The organism is Priestia sp. Y58 (assembly GCF_029522095.1).
Lineage (GTDB): Bacteria > Bacillota > Bacilli > Bacillales > Bacillaceae_H > Priestia > Priestia megaterium_E.
Genome location: NZ_JAKWFL010000001.1, coordinates 1,085,593 through 1,107,558 on the forward strand (window position 1 = coordinate 1,085,593; position 21,966 = coordinate 1,107,558).

At 38.6% G+C, this 21,966-nt stretch carries 15 protein-coding genes, 3 tRNA genes and 1 riboswitch; of the genes, 2 read left to right on the forward strand and 16 right to left on the reverse strand.

Annotated features, from left to right (window positions below; genetic code table 11):
- Position 1: 1 nt before the first annotated feature.
- The 8 genes from MMB68_RS05700 to MMB68_RS05735 form a co-directional block, all read right to left on the reverse strand.
- A complete protein-coding gene (locus MMB68_RS05700) occupies positions 2-1,045 on the reverse strand; it encodes a ribonucleotide-diphosphate reductase subunit beta (protein WP_013059560.1) in 1,044 nt (347 codons plus the stop codon).
- Between the two features lie 16 nt (positions 1,046-1,061).
- Complete coding sequence (locus MMB68_RS05705; RefSeq protein ID WP_016765778.1) at positions 1,062-3,305, reverse strand: ribonucleoside-diphosphate reductase subunit alpha; 2,244 nt, start codon at positions 3,303-3,305, stop codon at positions 1,062-1,064.
- Positions 3,306-3,439: 134 nt separating this feature from the next.
- Positions 3,440-3,625, reverse strand: a riboswitch (cobalamin riboswitch).
- A gap of 279 nt (positions 3,626-3,904) precedes the next feature.
- Positions 3,905-5,008 (reverse strand): o-succinylbenzoate synthase, encoded by a 1,104-nt coding sequence (gene menC / locus MMB68_RS05710; RefSeq protein WP_221784728.1) that lies wholly within the window; start codon positions 5,006-5,008, stop codon positions 3,905-3,907.
- A 3-nt stretch (positions 5,009-5,011) separates the two neighbouring features.
- On the reverse strand, positions 5,012-6,475 hold the full coding sequence (locus MMB68_RS05715; protein WP_221784729.1) for an o-succinylbenzoate--CoA ligase: 1,464 nt from the start codon (positions 6,473-6,475) through the stop codon (positions 5,012-5,014).
- Between the two features lie 82 nt (positions 6,476-6,557).
- Positions 6,558-7,376: a 1,4-dihydroxy-2-naphthoyl-CoA synthase gene (gene menB, locus MMB68_RS05720; protein WP_221784730.1), complete on the reverse strand. Its 819-nt coding sequence runs from the start codon at positions 7,374-7,376 to the stop codon at positions 6,558-6,560.
- A 16-nt stretch (positions 7,377-7,392) separates the two neighbouring features.
- Positions 7,393-8,202, reverse strand: coding sequence for a 2-succinyl-6-hydroxy-2,4-cyclohexadiene-1-carboxylate synthase (gene menH, locus MMB68_RS05725; protein WP_221784731.1), 810 nt, complete (start codon positions 8,200-8,202; stop codon positions 7,393-7,395).
- Between the two features lie 3 nt (positions 8,203-8,205).
- Positions 8,206-9,960, reverse strand: coding sequence for a 2-succinyl-5-enolpyruvyl-6-hydroxy-3-cyclohexene-1-carboxylic-acid synthase (gene menD, locus MMB68_RS05730; protein ID WP_221784732.1), 1,755 nt, complete (start codon positions 9,958-9,960; stop codon positions 8,206-8,208).
- Positions 9,947-11,368, reverse strand: coding sequence for an isochorismate synthase (locus MMB68_RS05735; protein WP_050688666.1), 1,422 nt, complete (start codon positions 11,366-11,368; stop codon positions 9,947-9,949). Before MMB68_RS05735 ends, menD begins: the two co-directional genes overlap by 14 nt.
- Before the next feature lie 351 nt (positions 11,369-11,719).
- Here MMB68_RS05735 and MMB68_RS05740 point away from each other — a divergent pair, with 351 nt between their 5' ends.
- Both MMB68_RS05740 and MMB68_RS05745 read left to right on the forward strand, forming a co-directional pair.
- Entirely contained in the window at positions 11,720-12,472 is a 753-nt protein-coding gene (locus MMB68_RS05740) for a TraR/DksA C4-type zinc finger protein (protein WP_195695772.1), read from the forward strand.
- Between the two features lie 93 nt (positions 12,473-12,565).
- Entirely contained in the window at positions 12,566-13,363 is a 798-nt protein-coding gene (locus MMB68_RS05745; RefSeq protein WP_013059569.1) for a TIGR00266 family protein, read from the forward strand.
- 38 nt (positions 13,364-13,401) lie between these two features.
- On the opposite strand, the gene MMB68_RS05750 is transcribed toward MMB68_RS05745, so the two are convergent.
- The 8 genes from MMB68_RS05750 to MMB68_RS05785 all read right to left on the reverse strand — a co-directional run bounded on the left by MMB68_RS05750 (position 13,402) and on the right by MMB68_RS05785 (position 21,919).
- Entirely contained in the window at positions 13,402-15,813 is a 2,412-nt protein-coding gene (locus MMB68_RS05750) for a glycogen/starch/alpha-glucan phosphorylase (RefSeq protein ID WP_269871779.1), read from the reverse strand.
- A gap of 13 nt (positions 15,814-15,826) precedes the next feature.
- On the reverse strand, positions 15,827-17,257 hold the full coding sequence (gene glgA / locus MMB68_RS05755) for a glycogen synthase GlgA (RefSeq protein WP_050688669.1): 1,431 nt from the start codon (positions 17,255-17,257) through the stop codon (positions 15,827-15,829).
- On the reverse strand, positions 17,254-18,279 hold the full coding sequence (locus tag MMB68_RS05760) for a glucose-1-phosphate adenylyltransferase family protein (RefSeq protein ID WP_221784734.1): 1,026 nt from the start codon (positions 18,277-18,279) through the stop codon (positions 17,254-17,256). The genes glgA and MMB68_RS05760 overlap by 4 nt, the downstream gene beginning before the upstream one ends.
- A gap of 22 nt (positions 18,280-18,301) precedes the next feature.
- Positions 18,302-19,453: a glucose-1-phosphate adenylyltransferase gene (locus MMB68_RS05765; protein ID WP_016765788.1), complete on the reverse strand. Its 1,152-nt coding sequence runs from the start codon at positions 19,451-19,453 to the stop codon at positions 18,302-18,304.
- On the reverse strand, positions 19,404-21,365 hold the full coding sequence (gene glgB, locus MMB68_RS05770; RefSeq protein ID WP_221784735.1) for a 1,4-alpha-glucan branching enzyme: 1,962 nt from the start codon (positions 21,363-21,365) through the stop codon (positions 19,404-19,406). Before glgB ends, MMB68_RS05765 begins: the two co-directional genes overlap by 50 nt.
- A 293-nt stretch (positions 21,366-21,658) precedes the next feature.
- Positions 21,659-21,730: transfer RNA gene (locus tag MMB68_RS05775), tRNA-Glu, on the reverse strand.
- A gap of 20 nt (positions 21,731-21,750) precedes the next feature.
- Positions 21,751-21,841: transfer RNA gene (locus MMB68_RS05780), tRNA-Ser, on the reverse strand.
- Between the two features lie 3 nt (positions 21,842-21,844).
- Positions 21,845-21,919, reverse strand: a tRNA-Asn gene (locus MMB68_RS05785).
- Positions 21,920-21,966 lie beyond the last annotated feature (47 nt).

Genomic DNA, 21,966 nt, shown 5'->3' on the forward strand with positions numbered 1-21,966 from the left:
TTTATAGATCATCAAATCCATTCGCATCTGATGCTTTTGTATATTGTCGTGATTTCTGTTCAAAGAAATCCGTTTTCCCTAAATCTACCTCTTGGTAAGCAATAATCCAACGAAGGGGATTTTCAATCGGTGCTTCTGGGAAAGCAGCTCGACCGAACCCTAACTGATTACAGCGTTTATTAGCCATGTATTCAATATACTGCTGCAGTTCTTTCATCGTGATGCCGTCGAATTTCTCTCCGATAACAGATTCCGCCCATTCAATTTCAAGACGAGCTGCCTCTTGGAACGTTTCAACTACAAACGTTTCTAGCTCCTCCGTACGATAAGCTGGATTTTCATTTAGTACTTCCTTGAAAATCTTTTCGAATAACCCAACGTGAAGCTGTTCATCACGATTGATATAGTTAATCATAGTAGATGTCGCCACCATCTTTTGATTTCTCGCAAGATTATAGAAGAACGCAAATCCGCTATAGAAGAAAAGGCCTTCTAAAATAACATCATATACCATAGACTTCAAAAAGTTTTCAACCGTTGCTTCTTCGCTAAATGCTTTATATCCGTTTGTAATAAAGTCATTTCTAGCGCGAAGCTTTTCGTCTGTGCGCCAGTATTCAAATACTTCATCTTGTTTTCCTTTTGGTACAAGACTTGATAAAACATATGAATACGAATGATTATGAACCACTTCTTGCTGCGCTAAAATAATCATTAGAGCATTAATCGAAGAATCGGTTACATAATCAGCTACTTTGCTAGCATAATCTGATTGAATACTGTCCAGTAGCGCCAGCAGGCCGATGATTTTTAAAAAGCTCTCTTGTTCGTCAGCCGTTAACTGAGGGAACTGCTTAATATCTTGACCCATATTAATTTCAAACGGCGTCCAGAAGTTAGCTAGCATACGCTTGTATTTAGGGAACGCCCATGAAAATCGGACGTCATCCCAGTTTAGAATATTTGAGCTCTTGCCGTTAATGATTCCTGTCGAACGGTTCGGAGCTGTTTCGTTCATTAATTCTCGTTTTAACATGCTTGTCATTAATTATTCACTCCTTTTAACTATGACAGCTTTCACATTCTTCAATGACTTCACTTGATGTTGAACGTACGTAGTAGGTCGTTTTTAACTTTTCTTTCCATGCCGTCATATGAAGATCCAGCAGCTCTTTTGCTCGGATATCATTTTGCACATATAAGTTGAATGAAATGGATTGATCAATATGGCGCTGTCGCTTGGCGTTTTGCTTAATGCTCCAATGCTGATCAATTAAATAAACGGACTTATAATACCAGTTTGTTGCTGGCGATAAATCTGGTGCCGTCACCGGGATTTTATAGTTTTTCTTTTCCTCTGAATAAAACTTACGGAAAATCGGATCAATACTTGCAGTAGAACCCGCGATAATAGATGTTGATGAATTAGGTGCTACAGCCATTAAGTATCCATTTCTTATCCCATTGCTTTGAACTTCGTTACGCAGTTCGCTCCACGCTTCGCTTGTGTATTTACGTGTTTCAAAATAAGCGCCTGACTCAAAATCTGAGCCTTTAAATAATGGATATGCGCCTTTTTCTTTAGCTAAGTTCATGCTTGCCTGTACGGTTAAGTAAGCAATTTGCTCATACAATTCATCGCAGTATGCTACCGCTTCATCTGTTTCCCATGCTATTTTCTTTAAGGCAAGCAAATGGTTCCAACCAAATGTGCCAAGCCCTACTGCGCGGTACTTTTGGTTCGTTAGTTTTGCTTGAAGTACCGGCAAATCATTTAACTCAATAACGTTATCAAGCATGCGTACTTGAATTGGAATTAAACGTTCAAGCACATCTTCAGTTACGGCTCTCGCTAAGTTGATAGACGAAAGATTACATACAACAAAATCGCCCGGATTCTTTGTAATAATAATTTTTCCGTCTTCCGTAATTTCCTCTGTTACGACCGTTGTGCTTTGGTTTTGCGTAATTTCTGTACATAAGTTGCTGCAGTAGATCATGCCCTCGTGGCGGTTTTGATTAGCTCGGTTAACCGTATCACGATAGAACATATAAGGCGTTCCCGTTTCAAGCTGTGAAAGCATAATGCGCTTGAAGATTTCAATAGCAGGTACTGTTTCTCTTGAAAGCTGTTCATTATTTACACACTCAGCGTAACGAGTGCGGAACGAACCGCTGCCTTCTTCTTCATCATAAAAATCTTCTAACGAATAGCCCATCAGCGTACGAACCTCGTGAGGATCGAATAAGTGCCAGTCTTCACGTGCTTCTACTTTTTCCATAAACAAATCTGGCAAACATACGCCAGTGAATAAATCATGCGTGCGCTGGCGTTCGTCACCGTTGTTCAAACGCGCGTCTAAGAATGAAAAGATGTCTTTATGCCATACGTCTAAATATACGGCAATAGCTCCTTGTCGTTGACCTAGCTGATCGACACTTACAGCCGTATTATTTAGCTGTTTCATCCATGGAATTGTTCCTGATGATACGCCTTTAAAACCTTTTATATCACTTCCTCGGCTTCTAATATGACCGAGGTAGACACCAATTCCGCCTCCATTTTTACTAAGCGTGGCCAAATCTGTATTGCTATCATAAATACCGCGTAAGCTGTCATCAATCGTATCAATAAAGCAGCTAGATAGCTGTCCGTAGCTCTTTCCTGCGTTTGAAAGCGTTGGTGTGGCAACCGTCATATATAGACTAGAAAGCGCCCAGTACGCTTCTTTTACTAATGCTGTTCGATTTTCTTTCTTTTCTTGAGACATCAGCGTCATAGCAATGATAAGAAAACGTTCTTGCGGTAATTCGTATACGCGCTTATCATGTGATGTCGCTAAATAGCGATCTGCTAATGTCAACAATCCAATGTATGTAAATAAACGATCGCGTTCAGGAATAATGACTGAAGCAATTTCATTAATTTCTTCTTCTGTATATGTTTTTAATAGCTGTTTATTATAAATGCCGATTTTTGTTAGTTCTTGAATAAGCTGATAAAACGAACCGTACTTCTCTTTTTTATCATAACCTCGGTTGTCCGCTGCTTTTCGATATAGTTCGTTTAAGTAGACGTCTGCCGCTACGTACGTCCAATCTGGTTCTTCCATTGAAATACGCTCTAAGGCTGCTAGAATTAGGACGTTTGCAACCTTTTCGTCCGTCATATTTTCCTTTACTGTAACAGTTTGAATAACCTTTTCCTCATACAAAGAAAAATCAAGCTGCGTAAATTCTTTTTTTAATCGTTCAATATATGCAGTTAATTCATGTAGAATTGTAGGCTTTAATGTATTCACCATAAATATGGCTCCTCTCTTCACTTCAAAATAAAAAAATCGCTCACCGTACCTCGGTGAGCGAATAGAACGAAGATAGAAGAAGACACTAAGTCTTTTCTCAATCCTCGCTCTACCCTCTCACCTCCCGAAGAAGATAAAACGACATAAAAAAGGCAGGTCTCCTGACTTATGCTTCTTTTTACTTTAAGGCCTTCCCATGATGTTTACTCACAGTGGATCTCCTTATTTCATCAGCATTCACAGTTGCGGGGACAGCTTTGGATTTTCACCAAATTCCCTTTTAAGTCTTTTTATCAGACACCTTTTTCACTGGAAAACACAAAATATAGTATTTTATTATCGATTTCAGAACAACATATTGTGTTATGTTATAAACACATTATATAGGACAACTTAGAAAACTATCAACCTATTTTCAAAAATAATTTTGTTTTTTACGGTAAAACTCTTCGACTTTTTTCATCAAACTATTCCATCATAACATGTTTTGACACGCTTGATGGAACAATGTGCTCTTTTTAAAAAATTTGTCCTATTTTTCTACTAAACATTGACAACACCAATAAAAAAACCGTTTTTCATAAAAAAACGGTTTTTAATTATTGGTATTCTTTTTCAAATGCTGTGATTGTTTTGATAAACTTTTTATCAATATCGTATCCTATCCCCGGTTTTCCCTTCACCTTTATTACTCCGGCTTCTACCTCTACTTCGGGCTTAATAATATCTTTTTCCCAATAGCGAGATGACGCAGAAATATCACCTGGTATCGTGAAAGAAGGCAATGTCGCAAGGGCGATGTTATGAGCTCTTGAAATCCCGGCTTCTAACATTCCGCCAACCCAAAGTCTTACACCATGCTGGGCGCACAAATCATGAATTTGCTTTGCTACGGACATTCCGCCAACTCGACCGATTTTCACATTGATAATCTTACAGCTTCTTTGTTCAATTGCATGACGTGCATCTTCATAGCTCACAATACTTTCATCTAAGCAAATTGGCGTCTGCATTTGCTTTTGTAACAATCGATGATCAAGGATATCATCAGAACTTAACGGCTGTTCGATCATCATTAAATTCAATTCATCTAGTTTCTTCAATAAATCACTATCGCTTAACGTATAGGCTGAATTGGCATCAGCCATAAGAGGAATGCTTGGAAATTCATCTCGAATTTGTTTCAGTAGCTCATAGTCAGCACCCGGCTTAATTTTCACTTTAAAGCGCTTATAACCATCTTTCATGTAAGTCTTTATTTGTTCTTTCATTATGGAAATATCATTTAAGCCAACTACCACTCCAGCTTCTACAGCAGACCTTACTCCTCCAATTACTTCAGATAACGGTTTGTTATGCCGCTTTGCATACAAATCCCATACAGCACAGTCTAAAGCTGCTTTAGCCATGTTATTTCGCTTTAGAGGTTTGAATAACTTTTGAACATCCTCTGGTTTTTGAAGCTGCTGATTAAGAAGCGAGGGAATTAAAAAATCGTCTAACATATGAAAACATGTCTGAATCGTTTCTTCCGTATACCAAGGAGATGAAAAAGCAACTACTTCTCCCCACCCTGTCAATCCTTGTTCATCTTCTACTTCAAGCAAAATCAATTCTCGATCCTGCACTGTACCATAGCTTGTTGAAAAAGGAGAAAGAAGCTTCATGTCAATTTTATAAAGATGTACTTTTTTTATAATCATCGATTAGCTCCCTTTCTGTATGAAAGATGATAGCTTCCGGCGTATGATTTTATTAGAAGCCGTTCGCGGCAGCTCCTCTACTCGAGCGAAATACTTTGGAAGTTTGTACTTTGCTAAAAATTGTTGAATGTGTAAAGATAATTCTTCATCTGAAACGTCTTCGTTTACAACAATACATGCAGCTGGCACTTGTCCCCATTTTTCATCAGCTATTCCCGTTACACCGGCCTCTTTAACAGCGGGATGCTTCAACAAAACATTTTCAATTTCAGCTGGATATACATTTTCTCCACCTGAAATAATAAGGTCTGAACGTCTGTCTAATACATATAGAAAGCCTTCTTCATCCACTTTCCCGATATCTCCTGTATAGAACCAGCCTTGTTGAAGGGCTTTTTCAGTAGCTTCAGGTTTATTTAAATATCCTTTTGTAACATTTGGACCTTTAACAATGATTTCTCCTGCTTCGCTGGTCTCATTTCCTTTTTTATCTACAATTTTCATTGCACATGGAAATAATGGTTTACCTGCTGATCCCAGTTTTCGCAAACTATCTTCAGGTGAAAGCGTAACGAACTGTGAAGATGTTTCTGTCATTCCATACGTTTGATAAACAGGAATTTCTTTATTCACACAGGCCTCTAAAATAGTAAGCGGTGCAGGTCCTCCTCCTAAAAGCATGCACCGAAACGTATGCGGATATTTTCGTTCCCCTAACTCATCGAGCATATTGGACAGCATAGAAGTAACAACCGAAATAATCGTTACCCCTTTGTTTTCAATCGCTTCATTTACTGCTCTTGCTTCAAACCGTTCTTCTAAAATGATTTTCATTCCGTAAAAGACGCTCCGCATTAAAATAGATAAGCCGCTAATATGAAACAAAGGAACCGCTATAAGCCAGCAGTCTTTTTCGTTTAATCCTAAATTAAGCGCTGAGCCAACGGAACTCCACCAGTGATTTCCATACGTCTGCAGCACTCCTTTTGGATGACCTGTTGTTCCGGACGTATACATAATGGTAAATGTCTCCTCGAGATTCCACGCTTTTTGAAAATCCGTTTCTGCTTCTGGAGAACTTTTTAAAGCAGGTAAAGTAAGCTGAGTAATGGAACTTTGGAATTCTCTCATTAAAAATGTTTCATCCGCAATAAGCAACGACACGTTTGCATCTGTTAGCTGATAATTAATTTCTTCGTTTGTCAAACGCGTGTTGACGAGCAGCAACCTTGCGCCAATATAAGAAACCGCATATAAAATCTCAATAAACTCCACGCTATTTTTCATGTATAAAGCAATGGTATCGCCTTGCTTTACACCGTTAAACGAAAGCTGATGTGCTACTTTTTGAACACGTTTATGAAGCTCTTGAAACGTAAGAGACGTTTGCGGTGTTTCTACCGCCACTCGATTTGGCGTCAAATATGCTCTTTGCATAAGCCCATTGGGAATCGTTTGGCTACTCATGAATTTCTCTCCTTTTTATACTGATTAACTAAATTAAATTGAAAAAACAGCCTGATGATAATCACCAAGCTGTTTCAGCTGTTTAAGGGAAACGTGGGAACTGTTGGAAGTCTGGATTGCGTTTTTCCTTAAATGCATCGCGACCTTCTTTTGCCTCATCGGTTGTGTAATAAAGAAGCGTTGCGTCACCCGCAAATTGCTGGATACCAGCTAAGCCATCCGTATCAGCATTAAATGCTGCTTTTAAGAAACGAAGAGCGGTTGGACTTTTTTCTAACATCTCTTCACACCATTGAATTGTTTCAGCTTCAAGCTGTTCTAATGGAACGACCGTGTTTACTAATCCCATGTCTAGTGCTTCTTGAGCGTTGTACTGACGGCATAAGAACCAGATCTCACGCGCTTTCTTATGACCTACGATGCGAGCTAAGTAACCAGAGCCATATCCTGCATCGAAGCTTCCCACTTTAGGACCTGTTTGTCCAAAGACTGCGTTATCCGCTGCAATTGTTAAGTCACATACAACGTGAAGAACGTGGCCACCACCAATTGCATAGCCTGATACCATCGCAACAACCGGCTTTGGAATTACGCGAATTAAACGCTGTAAATCTAGAACGTTTAGACGTGGAATTTCATCTTCTCCTACATAGCCGCCGTGGCCGCGAACTCTTTGGTCTCCGCCTGAGCAAAATGCTTTATCTCCAGCACCTGCTAATACAATTACTCCAACGCTTGCATCGTCACGAGCATAAGCAAATGCATCGATCAATTCCATTACTGTTTTTGGACGGAATGCATTGTGCACTTCCGGACGGTTAATCGTAATTTTAGCGATTCCGTTATATGTTTCGTATAAAATGTCTTCATACTGACGTACTGATGTCCATTGAACTGTCATCTTTATTTCCTCCTAATTATGTAGTAGCTAAGAACTCACTTACTATTCTACCAAAAATCTCGGGTTGTTCCACGTGAATTGCATGGCCTGTCCCTAAAATAATTTTAGAAGTAGCATTTGGTATTAATGTTTGCATTTCTTTGGAAATTAAACAAAACTTTTGATCTACTTCTCCTGTAATAAGCAAAACCGGTATCACCAGATCGTCCAGCTTCTCCCAAAGGGACGGCTGGACTCCTGTACCCATTCCTTTCAAACTGTTGGAAAGGCCGATCTCTGTATGAGAAAGTCTTTCTTTACGCACCGCTTCTTGGACATGACGAGGCAATTGCTTTTGAGAACGAAAAAGAGGGATTTCCTCCCAATAGTTCACAAACTCTTCAATCCCATTTTCCATAATGCGGCTCGCCAGCTGTTCATCTTTTTCTTTTCTTAGCTTTTGTTCTTCTCGTGTTTTTAAACCAGGCGATGCGCTTTCTAATACCAACTTTTTCACAAGGTGTGGATATCGCTGAGCAAATGAAAGAGCAAGTCTTCCTCCCATCGAATATCCGATTACATTCACCTGTGATAGAGGTAGCTGTTGAAGCAGCTCATGCAGTGCTTCCACAACTGCTTCCATTGAATATGGTTTGATTTCTTTCGGAGCTGCTGATTGCCCATGACCAATAATATCAACAGCAATCACCTGATAGTCTTTAGCGAATTTCTTCATAAAGGTACGCCAGGTTTGAGAAGAACCGGTAAAACCGTGAAGCAGAAGCAGCGGCTCTCCTTTCCCCTCGGTGTGCACATAGTAAGATACACCACTTAATTGATACCTCATTGCTTATTCCTCACCGTTTGACAAATTTATTTCCTCGGAAACAAGTTTCCACAAACTGCGATGAGTCTCTACATTTTCTGTACGAGTTGTACGAATCTCTACAACATGCAACCCGCCTTTTGCAAAAGCATGATTCATTGCATGTCGAAATTCTTCCCAGCTGCTTGCTGAAGAAAATGTGCCATCATACAGACGAGTGGCATGCTCAAAGTTTAATCCAGTTGGCGTACCGAATAAAAATTCAAAGTGCTTTTCTTGTTTTGACTGCGGTAAAAATGAAAAAATTCCTCCCCCGTCATTGTTAACTAGCACAACGGTTAAATTTAAATTATGCATTTTAGCTGCCAGAAGACCATTTAAATCGTGATAAAACGATAGGTCACCAATAAATAAAACGGTGTGATCGTAAGCCGTGCTTACGCCTAGAGCAGACGAAACTACACCATCAATTCCATTTGCGCCCCGATTTACAAAGAGTGGAATCTCTTTTTCCGTATTTAAGAAGAAAGAATCAATATCTCGAACAGGCATTGAATTTCCAGCAAACAAAGCCGTGCCTTCAGGTACTACATCAACAATTTCTTGAACTACTTGTCCTTCGAACCATTCCTGGCCAGAAGTTAATGTTCTCAGAGCCTGTGCAGTTTGAGCATTAATCTTTTTCCACAGACTCAGCCATGAAGTAGATTCCTCTTGATTCGCTGAAAGACGCTTGATCAGTTCTTCACAAAATAATGTCTCATCGGCTTCAATCATCACTGTTGAACGTAAAGTAGGGTCTCTCCAGCCTTTACCTTGGTCAACTACAAACATTTCTGTCGGCTCGTGTGCTTTCAAAAATTGCAATAGCGGTTTCGATACCGGCATCGCCCCAAAACGAATGACAACTTCCGGGTAAAAACGCTCATCAACCTTATCACTTTTTAAAAATGTATCATACGTCTCTATTACATTTTCTTTTGAATGCTTGCCGCTTCTTAATTGTGATAACGGATCTGCGAGCACCGGAAAGCTTAAAGATTCAGCTAAATGGCATACGCTGTCTACTGCTTTTAAAGACATTTGATCTCCGCATATAATAAGTCCTTTTGTTGGTCCCTCTAAGCGCTTCGCAATTTCTTCGAAACCTTTTTCAGATAGAGATGCTTCTCCATGAATAGCAGACACATATGATTTACCGCGTTTCCCTTGACTCCATAAATCTTCAATAGACAAATCTGGTACAATCGGTTCACGTAAAGGTACGTTAATGTGTACAGGACCGCTCGGTATAGCTTGAGCTGTATGAACAGCCCTTGAAGCTACTGTTCGAATATAACGATTCATATCTGCACTTTCTTCTGGTAAAGCTGTATCTACAAACCACTTCGCATATTGACCGAAAAGGTGATTCTGATTAATGGCCTGCGGGGCACCTATATCCCTTAACTCATGCGGACGATCCGCTGTGATAACTACTAAAGGAATGCGTGAGTAGTGAGCTTCAATTACTGCAGGATAATAATTCGCTGCAGCTGTTCCAGATGTACATACAAGCGCCACTGGTTTTTTCTTTGCTTTTGCTATTCCTAGAGCAAAAAAGCCGGCGGAACGTTCATCAATATTTAAGTGCACATGAATATCAGGGTGCTCAGCCATAAGCATCGCAATAGGCGTTGAACGTGACCCTGGACTGACCACTACTTCTTCGACATTTGCTTCTACTAATTCATCCACGAATGACGCAATATACGTTGTTAATGATTTAATGTGTTCCACGCATAATCCCTCCTAAAGCTGAAAGCATCGGGTTGAATTTAATTCTTGTTTCTTCATATTCACTTTCAGGCGTAGAATCTGCTACAATTCCACAGCCCGCAAATAAAACGGCTTCTTTCTGCTGAATAACAGCGGAGCGGATTCCTACTATAAATTCACCGTTTCCGTTGATATCCATCCATCCTAAAGGAGCTGCATACCACCCTCGGTCAAAGGATTCTAGCTTTCGAATAATAGGCAAGGCCTCCTGTTGAGGATATCCTCCTAGCGCTGGTGTTGGATGGAGCTTTTGAATAAATGAAAATAGCGTCACATCTTCCTTTATACGTCCTTTAACAGGTGTATACAAATGTTGAATATGCTTTGTTTTATATAAACTTGGCTTACTTGGAATTTCTACTTCATAACAATAAGAATTCATCGCTTCTTTAATCATATGAACAACAACATCGTGTTCAATTAAGTTCTTAGGATCTTGAAGCAATTCCTCACCTAGTTCGTGATCTTCCTGCCTTGTCTTTCCTCTTGGAATCGAACCCGCTAAACAAGTGGAAAACACATAATCTCCTTGTTTTTGCACTAGCCTTTCTGGGGAAGCGCCGATAAAATGCTGATGCTCTCCCTCTAAAATATATGTGTAGCTAGTTGGCTGTTCCTTTAACAGACGCTGAAGCACGTATTCAGTAGAAATATCTTCATTAAATTTTACTTTTAATTGACGAGCAAGAACCACTTTCTCTATAGCCTGTTGCTTAATTAAAGTAGTAGCTCTTTCAATATTTCCTTTAAATTTCTCTACCCCAATTTCCTCTTTTTCCAACAGCAAAGGTGAAATATGCGATTCCCCGTCGTACTCTTCACAAAGAACAAGTTTTTGGACCTCTTCGAAATAATTGATGTGCTCTTTTACAGAATCTTGCCCTTTAACCATCATATTAACGGTAAAATATCCTTCTTTATCTACCTGGGTATATAACACCGTTGGAATCATAAATTTTGAACTCGGGAAATCACTCCAATAGTTTTCTCGATACTGATTTGGGTCAAATGAAAATCCTCCAAATAAAAGAGGACCTGTCCCATCCGGGAAAATTTGGTTGTTTTTATAAAAGTCTTCTTTTATAAAGCGCTTCCATTCATTTTCAATGTGGAAATAACGTTCTTTTGCCGCATTGGTGCAAATAGTATGCGCATATCCTAATCCAACAAATGTATAATAACTGTTGGGATCTTTCCAAAAAAAGCGTTCTTTATAAAACTGGTCATGTCCGTTCGCATAAAAAATAAGGGGGTCAATAGGTCTTACTTTTTTCACTAAACTGACCAATTTTGGCTGATTTTCATTTTTTGCACACTCAATCGCATCTTTAATGTATTCTTGTACTAACTGTTCGGTCGTTGCAATCACACTACGTCCCCCCGTTCATCTTTTTTCTTAAGTCTGTAACTAATTTATTATAAACTTTCAGTTCAAAAAAATCTAGCATCGCGATTCACGAGAAAAAATTAATTTCGCTTGTCTAAATTATGCCTTTTCATTAAATGAATCAAAAATCTTTATGATCTATTTAGTACTCCTTACACCTCGAGAACGTTATTTTTATCATACCCTTTTCTATAACCTTTAACTTTCTTTAATTTTCCACTCCTTTTCTCTCTTAGCTTCATGAATACCCCAAATACTCCTAATATGAATCGTGTTTTTTTGAATTTTTAACACATACTACAAAAGCACAATAAATTTTTAAGGGGGAGCTTCATGACACTTTCAAAACAAGAAATCAGTCAGTTAAAACAAAATTTACAGCAGCAGCAGGCTGATATTCAATCGCACTTTGACCAAAATGATCATTTTGGTCTAACTCGAAGCGACGCTCACGATGCTGTAGGAGAACTTTCAAGCTACGATAACCACCCTGGTGACACAGCCACGGAAACATATGAGCGTGAAAAAGACCTTGCACTAAATGAACATGCAAAACAAGAGCTACATGAAATAGAAGAAGCACTTCAGGCAATCGCTCACAGCACGTATGGAACATGCAAAGTATGTGGAACAGATATCTCGTTTGAAAGACTTCAGGCTGTACCAACTACTTTATACTGTAGAGAACATAGCCCATCACAGGATATTCCAAAGCACAGACCTGTAGAAGAAAATGTTCTCCATCACCCATTTGGTCAATACGACTATGACGATACCGAAACGACAGGATATGACGCAGAAGATTCTTGGCAAGACGTTGCGCGTTACGGGACGTCTGAATCTCCTTCTGATTTTATAGAAGATACGTCTAACTATAGTGAAACCTATATTGAGGCAGATGAAGCTATCGGGTACGTTGAAGATTATGAAAACTTTGCCGCTACCGATTTATATGGACAGCCTCTTCCTATTTACCCTTCAAAAGAGCATGAGCGATATGAAAATGCACTGGATGAAGAAGGTACGATGACCATATTTGGAGATTTACCGGCCTATGAGAAAGATCCATACACTGAAAAGGAGTAGTTCTTCATACTACTCTTTTTTCTATTTTTAGTAGGAGCTATAGGAGATGACATCGAATGAATAGGAGATTAGAATTATAATGAGGTGAAAATGATGAATGCACATGAAATTGATTACAAATTGTATGGAGATGATATGCAGTTTGTTGAAATTGAATTAGATCCTTCAGAAAGTGTTATAGCAGAAGCTGGAGGAATGATGATGATGGAAGATGATATTGAGATGGAAACCATTTTTGGTGACGGTTCTTCCTCCAACAGCAGCGGGCTTTTTAATAAACTAAAAGGAGCTGGGAAACGCGTATTAACTGGTGAAAGTTTATTTATGACGGTATATACAAATAACGGATATCACAAACGAAAAGTATCTTTCGCTTCACCTTTTCCAGGCAAGATTATTCCTGTCGATTTAGAGCAGCTCGATCATAAAATCATTTGTCAAAAGAGCTCCTTTTTATGCGCTGCCAAAGGCGTATCCGTTGGCATTGATTTTCAAAAAAAACTAGGAACGGGCTTCTTTGGCGGTGAAGGTTTTATTATGCAAAAATTAGAAGGTAATGGCTTGGCATTTTTGCATGCAGGTGGGACCATTCATAAAAGACAGCTGCAGCCGGGTGAACGCCTTCGCGTGGATACTGGATGTTTAGTGGCCATGACCCGTGATGTAAACTACAACATCGAATATGTAGGGAAAATTAAAACAGCTCTGTTTGGAGGAGAAGGCATGTTTTTTGCTACTCTGTCAGGACCAGGAACAGTTTGGATTCAATCTCTTCCTTTTAGCCGACTAGCCGATCGCGTTTTATCAAGTGCAGTTTCGCCAACAGGAGGTAAAGGTGAAGGCAGTATCCTTGGTTCTTTAGGTGATTTCTTAAACGGTGACAACAGATAAAATAAAAAAGGTGTAGTCTTTGACTACACCTTTTTTATTTATTGATTTAATAAATTTTTAGTGGAGTGAATTCCCCAAATATCAGATGCATACTCCTCAATCGTTCGATCACTAGAAAAAAAGCCGGAATGTGCAATGTTCGTCGCACTCATTTGAAGCCATTTATTTTCATTTCTATAAGCCTCGTTTACTTTTTGCTGTGCCGTAACGTATGAGTCAAAGTCACGGAGTACATAGTATTCATCATTTTGCATTAATAATGAATCATATATAGGCTCGAACAAGTCATATGTGTCTGGTAGGAAGCCGTTTGTAAGCTGCTCGAGCACTTGTCGAATCCGCTTATCATGATGGTAATAATCATAGGCACGGTATCCTCCATTTTGCTGATAGCTCAACACTTCTTCGGCTTTTAATCCAAAAATAAAGGCATTATCTTTTCCTACTGCCTCGCTAATTTCGACGTTCGCTCCGTCCAGCGTGCCAAGAGTTAACGCTCCATTCATCATGAATTTCATATTTCCCGTTCCCGAAGCTTCTTTGCTGGCGGTTGAAATCTGTTCACTGACATCCGTTGCAGGAAAGATATACTCTGCAAGTGACACCCGATAGTTTTCTAAAAAAACGACTTTTAAAAACGGTGATGTTTGTGGATCATGATTGACAACATCAGCTACAGAATTAATTAGCTTGATGACTTTTTTTGCATAATAATAACCCGGAGAAGCTTTCGCACCAAAAATAAATGTACGAGGAACGATTTGAAAATTAGGGTCTTCTTTTAATCGATTGTACAAATACATAATGTGCAGCACATTTAAAAGCTGTCTTTTATAAGCATGAAGCCTTTTAACCTGTACATCAAAAATAGAATTAGAATCGATTTTAATTCCCGTTTGCTCTTGAATCATATCCGCAAGCAGCTTTTTACGCTGTTGTTTTACTGTTTTTAGTCCTTGTAAAAAGCTTGGATCTTCCACATACTCTTGGAGCTTTATAAGAGAATGCGGCTGTTTAATCCATTTATCTCCTATCACCTCGGTAATAAGGGAGGAAAGCTGCGGGTTAGCTTTTAACAACCAGCGCCGGTGGGTAATTCCGTTCGTTTTATTGTTAAATTTAGCAGGATAAAACTGATAAAAATCTTTCATTTCTCGTTCTTTTAAAATATCAGTATGAATCTTTGCCACGCCGTTTACTTTATAACTTCCCACAATTGCCAAATGAGCCATCTTTACTAACCCGTGCGCTAAAATAGCCATATTTTCAATCCGCTGCCAGTCTCCTGGATATACTTCCCATAATTCTTTACAAAAGCGTTCATTAATTTCTTCAATAATCATATACACGCGTGGAAGCAAGGGTTGAAATAAGTCAATCGGCCATTTCTCAAGGGCTTCAGAAAGAGTCGTATGATTTGTGTATGATATGGTATTGGACGTAATATGCCATGCATCTTCCCATTCCATTTTTTCTTCATCCAGTAAAATTCTCATTAGCTCAGGAATCGCAAGTACAGGATGCGTATCGTTAATATGAATGGCTACTTTTTCGTGAAAGTTTGTAAGTGTTTGATAGGTATTTCGATGTGCTCTGATAATACTTTGTAAGCTAGCTGACACAAGAAAATATTGCTGTTTCAATCTTAATATTTTACCATCTTCATGTGTATCATCCGGATATAAAAATTCTGATACAGCCTCTGTTTGACGCTTATACTCCATCACATCTTTATGTACTGGAAATGATGAAGGCTCCGCATTCCAAAGGCGAAGTGTATTCACTGTATCTGTTTTATATCCGATAACCGGGATGTCATAAGGAACAGCAGAGACCGGTTCTCCTTTTACATGACGAAAAGAAAATTTTCCGTCTTCCTGTACCATTTCAACTTCGCCCCAAAAATTCACTTCGATAGCTTGATCTAATTTGCGTACCTCCCATGAATTCCCATGCCTTAACCACTGTTCTGGGAGCTCAATTTGAAAGCCGTTTACAATCTTTTGATCAAACAAACCGTGTTTATAGCGAATCCCATAACCATGGCCAGGAAGATTAAGTGAAGCAAGAGAATCTAAAAAACAAGCAGCCAGCCTGCCTAATCCGCCGTTTCCTAATCCGGCGTCTACTTCTATTTCCTCAATATTTTCAAGTGAAATATTCAGCTCACTTAATCCTTCTTTTACAACTTCCCGAATTCCTAAGTTCAACAGATTTTGACCTAATAGTCTGCCTAATAAAAATTCGATAGAAAGATAATACACTTGCTTTGTATGTGAAGACCTATGAATTTCATTGGTTGAAATCCAATCGCTGCTAATATACTCTCGCACCATATTTCCTAATGTATGATAGTGATCTTGAACAGTAGATTCTTTAAAGCTCTTTCCATATGTCATTTCCAGCTTTTTTAAAAAAGCCTCTTGAAAGCTTTTTTTATCAGAGAACAATCTGCTCACCCTTTCACGATGGAGTAGATGTCAAATTTGAATACAATTGATTATATTTAAATGCCGATTGCCCCCAGCTATAATCCTGACTCATAGCATCCATCATTAATTTTTTCCATACATCTTTCTGGTGATAAAATGAAACAGCTCTTTCTAACGTATGAAGCATGTCATGAGCATTATAATTTTTAAAAGAGAAGCCATTTCCCTCTCCGCTATATTCATTATAAGCTTTGACCGTATCATTCAGGCCGCCCGTTTCACGAACGACTGGAATGGTTCCATATTTTAAGGCTATTAATTGTCCGAGTCCGCAAGGCTCAAAACGGGAAGGCATTAAAAATAAATCCGTACCGGCATAAACTTTATGAGCAAGTTCCTCATTAAAACCAATAATGGCTTTTACTTGTTGCGGGTACGTATCTTCCATCTCACGGAAAAACTGCTCAAACTCGTGTTCTCCAGTTCCTAAAATAACAATTTGGGCCCCTAAGTTAACCGTCTCATGGAAAACGTGCTTAACTAAATCCAATCCCTTCTGCTGAGTTAACCTTGTAACCATCGAAATAATTGGAACATCCTTATTTTCTTCTAATTCAAGATAGCGCTGGAGCTCTTTTTTATTTTTATATTTTCCTTCAATCTCTTCTACCGAATAAGGATAAGATATAAGCTGATCTGCGTCTGGGCTATAAGCTTCTTCATCGATTCCATTTACAATCCCAATCAAATCTTGATTTCGCTGACGCAATAATCCATCTAAACTTTCTCCGTAATATGGCATTTGAATTTCATCTCGATATGTAGGACTTACCGTGGTAATTTTATCAGCTGATACAAGCGCAGCTTTCATAAAATTAATATTCCCATAAAACTCGAGCTGGCTTGTAGTAAAATAATATTCATTTAAATTTAATAACTCATATAAATTGCTCTTAGGGAAAATTCCTTGGAATTGCAAGTTATGAATCGTAAAGACCGTTTGAATATGATCATACATATCATAATTAGCACGAAGTAAAAATGGAATCATAGCCGTATGCCAGTCGTGACAATGGATAATATCAGGCTCATTCTCTAAAAATGGGATAGCTTCAAGCACGGCTCTGCTGAAAAAAGCAAATCGTTCAGCGTCATCGTAGTGCCCATATAAGCTATCTCTTTTAAAATAATATTCATTATCAATGAAAATATATTTAACGCCATCCATCGTTAGCGATTCAATTCCGCAGTACTGTCTTCTCCACCCAACCTGCACATGAATAACTTTTTCAAGCACCATTTCATCTTGATAATGTTGAGGAATCGTTCCGTACTTTGGCATAACTACACATACGTTCGTTCCTAACTTTTTTAATTCTTTAGGCAGGGCACCAGCTACGTCTGCTAATCCTCCTGTTTTAATAAAAGGTACACATTCTGATACAGCAAATAATACATTCACGACTTCATCAACGCTCCTTGAGTTGTTCCTTTAGCAATGACTCTAGGCAGACCTGACTCACCTAGCAACGTTTCATTACTTCCTATTTTCACATCTTTGTCTAAAACAACATTTTCTAATACACTATTTTCTAAAATAACGCCTTTTTGCATCACAATGCTATTCTTAACGACCGTACCTTTTCCAATTTTAACGCCTCGGAAGATAATACTGTTTTCCACATGCCCTTCAATCACGCACCCGTTTGCGATCATTGAGTTTTTCACAACCGCTTTTTTTGCGTAACGAGTAGGCGGTTCATCTTTTACTTTAGTGAAAACAGGACGTTCGTTAATAAATAGCTGCTTCCAAACATCTGAAGATAAAATTTCCATACTTGTTTTATAGTAGGCATCTAAGCTAGAAATCTCAGCCGTATATCCATGGTGCTCATACTTTTCTACACGATGAGATTGTGCCATATATCGAACCATTTCTTTAATCGTATAAAAATCATGCGATTCATTTTGCAAAATATTAACTAGAATCGATTTATTAATAATATACATATTAAGCGATTTATCACCCTGCTTCATTTCAGTAATATCTGCATTTGAAGCAATATGACGTTGTAGCACGTGCTCAAAGTCAACTGTACATATCGTATAACTATTAGCAATTAATACGTATTCCTGCTTACTTCTTAAGAAATAATCAATATGGTAACGGAACTGCGTGAATAGTGATGGACTTTCTAAGTGTAAATCACTTGTCATAGGAGGGAAGATAAACAATCCATCTCGCTTCCGATCCAAATCCCATTCTTTTCCTGAACCTATATGATCCATCAATGCGCGGTAGCGGTCACGAGGAAAAATGGCAACGCTCGAAATTCCAGAGTTCACCATGTTAGAAAGCGTAAAATCGATTAATCGATAGCGCCCTGCAAAAGGAATGGCAGCAATCGATCTATAAAAAGTTAAAGGCTGCAGCGCTGTTGTGTTTGTACAAGCATCAATAATACCAAGCATTTGATTATTCAATGTCGTTCATCCTCTCTGTTCGTTAAATGCATTTAGCAACTGATTCAATCAATTCTTGAGTAACAAGAATTACTTCTTCGCTTCCTTTGGTCGGTCGAATAATAGTACCGTCTGGAACTTCAATATCCGATGGAACAATTGCGTTTTCAATATATACGTTAGAACCTATCTTTGCAGTAGGCATGACAACCGTTTTCTTAACCTCAGAACCTGAGCCGATTTGTACACCTGGAAATAACACGGACTGCTCTACGTTTCCTTCGACAACGCACCCTTCATTTACTAATGACTCCACCACGCAGGCGTTTGGCGCGATATATTGAGGAGGCTGATTAGGGTTAACAGAGTATACTTTCCATGAAGAGTCAAATAAATTAAGCTCGTCTTTATCACATAACAAATCCATATTCGCTTCCCACAAGCTTTTTACAGTTCCTACATCTTTCCAATAACCTTGGAATGGGTATGCAATTAGCTTTTTCTTTTCATCTAGTAAAAGCGGAATAACATCTTTACCAAAATCATGGCTTGAATACGGATTGCGTGCATCCATTTCTAAATATTCTTTTAAAATACTCCATTTAAAAATATAAATTCCCATGGAAGCTAGATTATTTTTAGGACGCTGTGGTTTTTCATCGAACTCCATTACGTCTAGGTCACTATTTGTATTTAAAATACCAAAACGGCTCGCTTCTTCCCAAGGTACTTCAATAACAGAAATCGTTACGTCTGCTTCTTTGTTTATATGATAATCAAGCATATTTTCATAGTTCATTTTATAAATGTGATCACCTGATAGAATCAGTACGTACTCAGGATCATATTGTGTCAAATAGTTCAAATTTTCATAAATAGCACTAGCCGTGCCTTTATACCACTTTACTCCATCTGACTCTGCGTATGGAGGCAATACCGTGACGCCACCATTCCGTCGGTCCAAATCCCAAGCGCTTCCAATTCCAATGTATGAATTGAGAACTAGCGGTTGATATTGGGTTAATACACCTACTGTTTCAATACCTGAATTTGTACAATTACTTAAAGCAAAATCAATAATTCGATACTTACCACCAAATGGTACAGCTGGCTTTGCTAGATTTTTTGTAAGCGAACTGAGCCGACTACCTTTTCCTCCTGCCAATAACATCGCTACGCATTTCTTTTTTAACATGTTGTTTTCTCTCCCCTCGTTTTCTCTTTGCTCGTAGTATACTAATGCCAAACGGCGGAATATTCATTTCAATGCAAAAAGGTTGGCCGTGAAACGATTCATCCACTGATTTTAATGCCTTTTTATTTACAATGCCTGAACCGCCGTACACTTCGTCATCACTGTTAATAACTTCAATGTACTCTGTCTCAACTGGAACTCCAACTTTATAAGAATGATATGGATGCTCAGAAAAATTGCTAACAACTATAAAAATCTCCTGATTTTCTTTCGACTTACGAATAAAAGAGAAAATTTGTTGATGATGGTTGTTAACATCAATCCATTCAAATCCATCTGGATTATGGTCTAATTCATATAAAGGCTTGCTTCTTTTATAAATCTTGATGAGATCCTTCATATATCCGTTAAGATTGCGATGCATGTCAAAGTCATAAAGCATCCAATCCAACTCCTCTAAATCTTTCCACTCATCAAATTGGCCAAACTCTCCGCCCATAAATAAAAGCTTTTTTCCAGGGTGTGCAAAGAAATATCCATATAGCAGTCGAAGCTGTGCAAACTTGCGCCAGTAATCACCTGGCATTTTATTAAGTAATGATTTTTTCCCATGTACGACTTCATCATGGGAAAGCGGCAAAATAAAATTTTCGTTAAACGCATACATTAGTGAAAAGGTCATTTTATCGTGAAGATAGGGACGTCTTTCCACGCCAGCTTCCATGTATGTTAAAACGTCATTCATCCATCCCATATTCCATTTATAATTAAAGCCTAAACCGCCCTCATACGTAGGTGCTGTAACAAGCGGCCAGTCCGTTGAATCTTCTGCCATCATTAATACCGTTTCATCAGATTCAAAAACAGCTTCATTCAACTTTTTCAAGAAGCTGACAGCTCCATCATTCACTGCTTTTCCAGAAGAATTTTGCCAATAAAGCATATTAGCTACAGCATCTACTCGAAATCCATCTATATGGAAGTACTCCAACCAAAACAAAGCATTCGAAATCAGAAAACTTTGTACTTCAGGCTTTCCTAAATCGAAATTAGCTGTTCCCCAAACGTAGTTTTCACGATCGGGTTCTTTTTTGTATTCATAAGTAGGTTCTCCATCAAACATATACAGACCATGTTCATCCTTACAAAAATGCCCGGGTACCCAATCTAAAAGAACCCCTATATTGTTTTGATGACACTCATCTATAAAGTTCATCAACTCTTTAGGTGTACCGTATCGACTGGTAGCCGAATAGTATCCAGTTCCTTGATATCCCCAGGATCGGTCGAGCGGATGCTCAATGACTGGTAATAACTCGATATGTGTAAAACCTTGTTCAGCAATATAAGGAATAAGCTCCTGTGCTAATTCACTGTATGTATAAAGGCTGCCATCTTCATGAGTCCTCCAAGACCCTGCATGCAGCTCGTAAATACACAGCGGTCTTTCATATATATTTTGCTGTTTTTTCTTTCTACGCCAATATTGGTCGTTCCATTTGTACCCATCCAATGAGTAAACAATAGACGCAGTGTTTGGACGCACTTCACTGAAGAAAGCGTATGGATCTGCTTTTAATTTTTTTTGATTGCTTTGTGTGATGATTTCATATTTATAAATAGTCCCTTGTTCTAATTCAGGGATAAATGTCATCCAAATACCTTCTTCATTAACTTTAACCATTGAATGTTGAAAACCGTTCCATTTATTAAAATCACCTACAACGCTTACACCCTTTGCATGAGGTGCCCACACGCAAAATCGTACGCCTTCAATTCCTTCTACCGTTACCTGATGCGCACCGAAAATAGAGTAACTGCGAAATAAGTTTCCTTCGTGATACAAATGAACATCAAATTCAGTAGGCTGAACCGCTAGATTCACTTTTGCCACCCCTTTAACTTCAAACATAATATACGCACATAATACATGCTTCTTACCACTCATTCCCTTTTACAGTAAAAACATAAACCTTTTCTACAAATATAATAGAATAAATGTTCTTTTAAATTGCTCTTTATCCCATACTCTTCATACTTTATTACTTTATGAATAATTCCATATAACATAGGGAAAATCCTGCTTAAAACTTACTTTTTATTCTGAAAATTCATGGTAATTATTCCTAACTATTATTTCTGTTTACTTAATCATTAAAAAAGCGCAAATAAAAAAGGTTTGCATATATGCAAACCTTTTTGAGATGACCCGTACGGGATTCGAACCCGTGTTACCGCCGTGAAAGGGCGGTGTCTTAACCGCTTGACCAACGGGCCATATTTAAATTTAAAACGACTGGCGGAGAAGGAGGGATTTGAACCCTCGCGCCGCTTACACGACCTACACCCTTAGCAGGGGCGCCTCTTCAGCCACTTGAGTACTTCTCCGTATGGCTCCACAGGTAGGACTCGAACCTACGACCGATCGGTTAACAGCCGATAGCTCTACCACTGAGCTACTGTGGAATATGGTGGGCCTAAGTGGACTCGAACCACCGACCTCACGCTTATCA

Bases quoted from the DNA above. Each gene is read 5' to 3' on its own strand.
- MMB68_RS05740 (WP_195695772.1), top strand. From the start codon at position 11,720: ATGACACTTTCAAAACAAGAAATCAGTCAGTTAAAACAAAATTTACAG.
- MMB68_RS05705 (WP_016765778.1), bottom strand. From the start codon at position 3,305: ATGGTGAATACATTAAAGCCTACAATTCTACATGAATTAACTGCATAT.
- MMB68_RS05715 (WP_221784729.1), bottom strand. From the start codon at position 6,475: ATGAGTAGCCAAACGATTCCCAATGGGCTTATGCAAAGAGCATATTTG.
- menH (WP_221784731.1), bottom strand. From the start codon at position 8,202: ATGAGGTATCAATTAAGTGGTGTATCTTACTATGTGCACACCGAGGGG.
- glgB (WP_221784735.1), bottom strand. From the start codon at position 21,365: ATGTTTGAAGTTAAAGGGGTGGCAAAAGTGAATCTAGCGGTTCAGCCT.
- MMB68_RS05700 (WP_013059560.1), bottom strand. From the start codon at position 1,045: ATGACAAGCATGTTAAAACGAGAATTAATGAACGAAACAGCTCCGAAC.
- menC (WP_221784728.1), bottom strand. From the start codon at position 5,008: ATGATTATAAAAAAAGTACATCTTTATAAAATTGACATGAAGCTTCTT.
- MMB68_RS05765 (WP_016765788.1), bottom strand. From the start codon at position 19,453: ATGTTAAAAAAGAAATGCGTAGCGATGTTATTGGCAGGAGGAAAAGGT.
- MMB68_RS05745 (WP_013059569.1), top strand. From the start codon at position 12,566: ATGAATGCACATGAAATTGATTACAAATTGTATGGAGATGATATGCAG.
- menB (WP_221784730.1), bottom strand. From the start codon at position 7,376: ATGACAGTTCAATGGACATCAGTACGTCAGTATGAAGACATTTTATAC.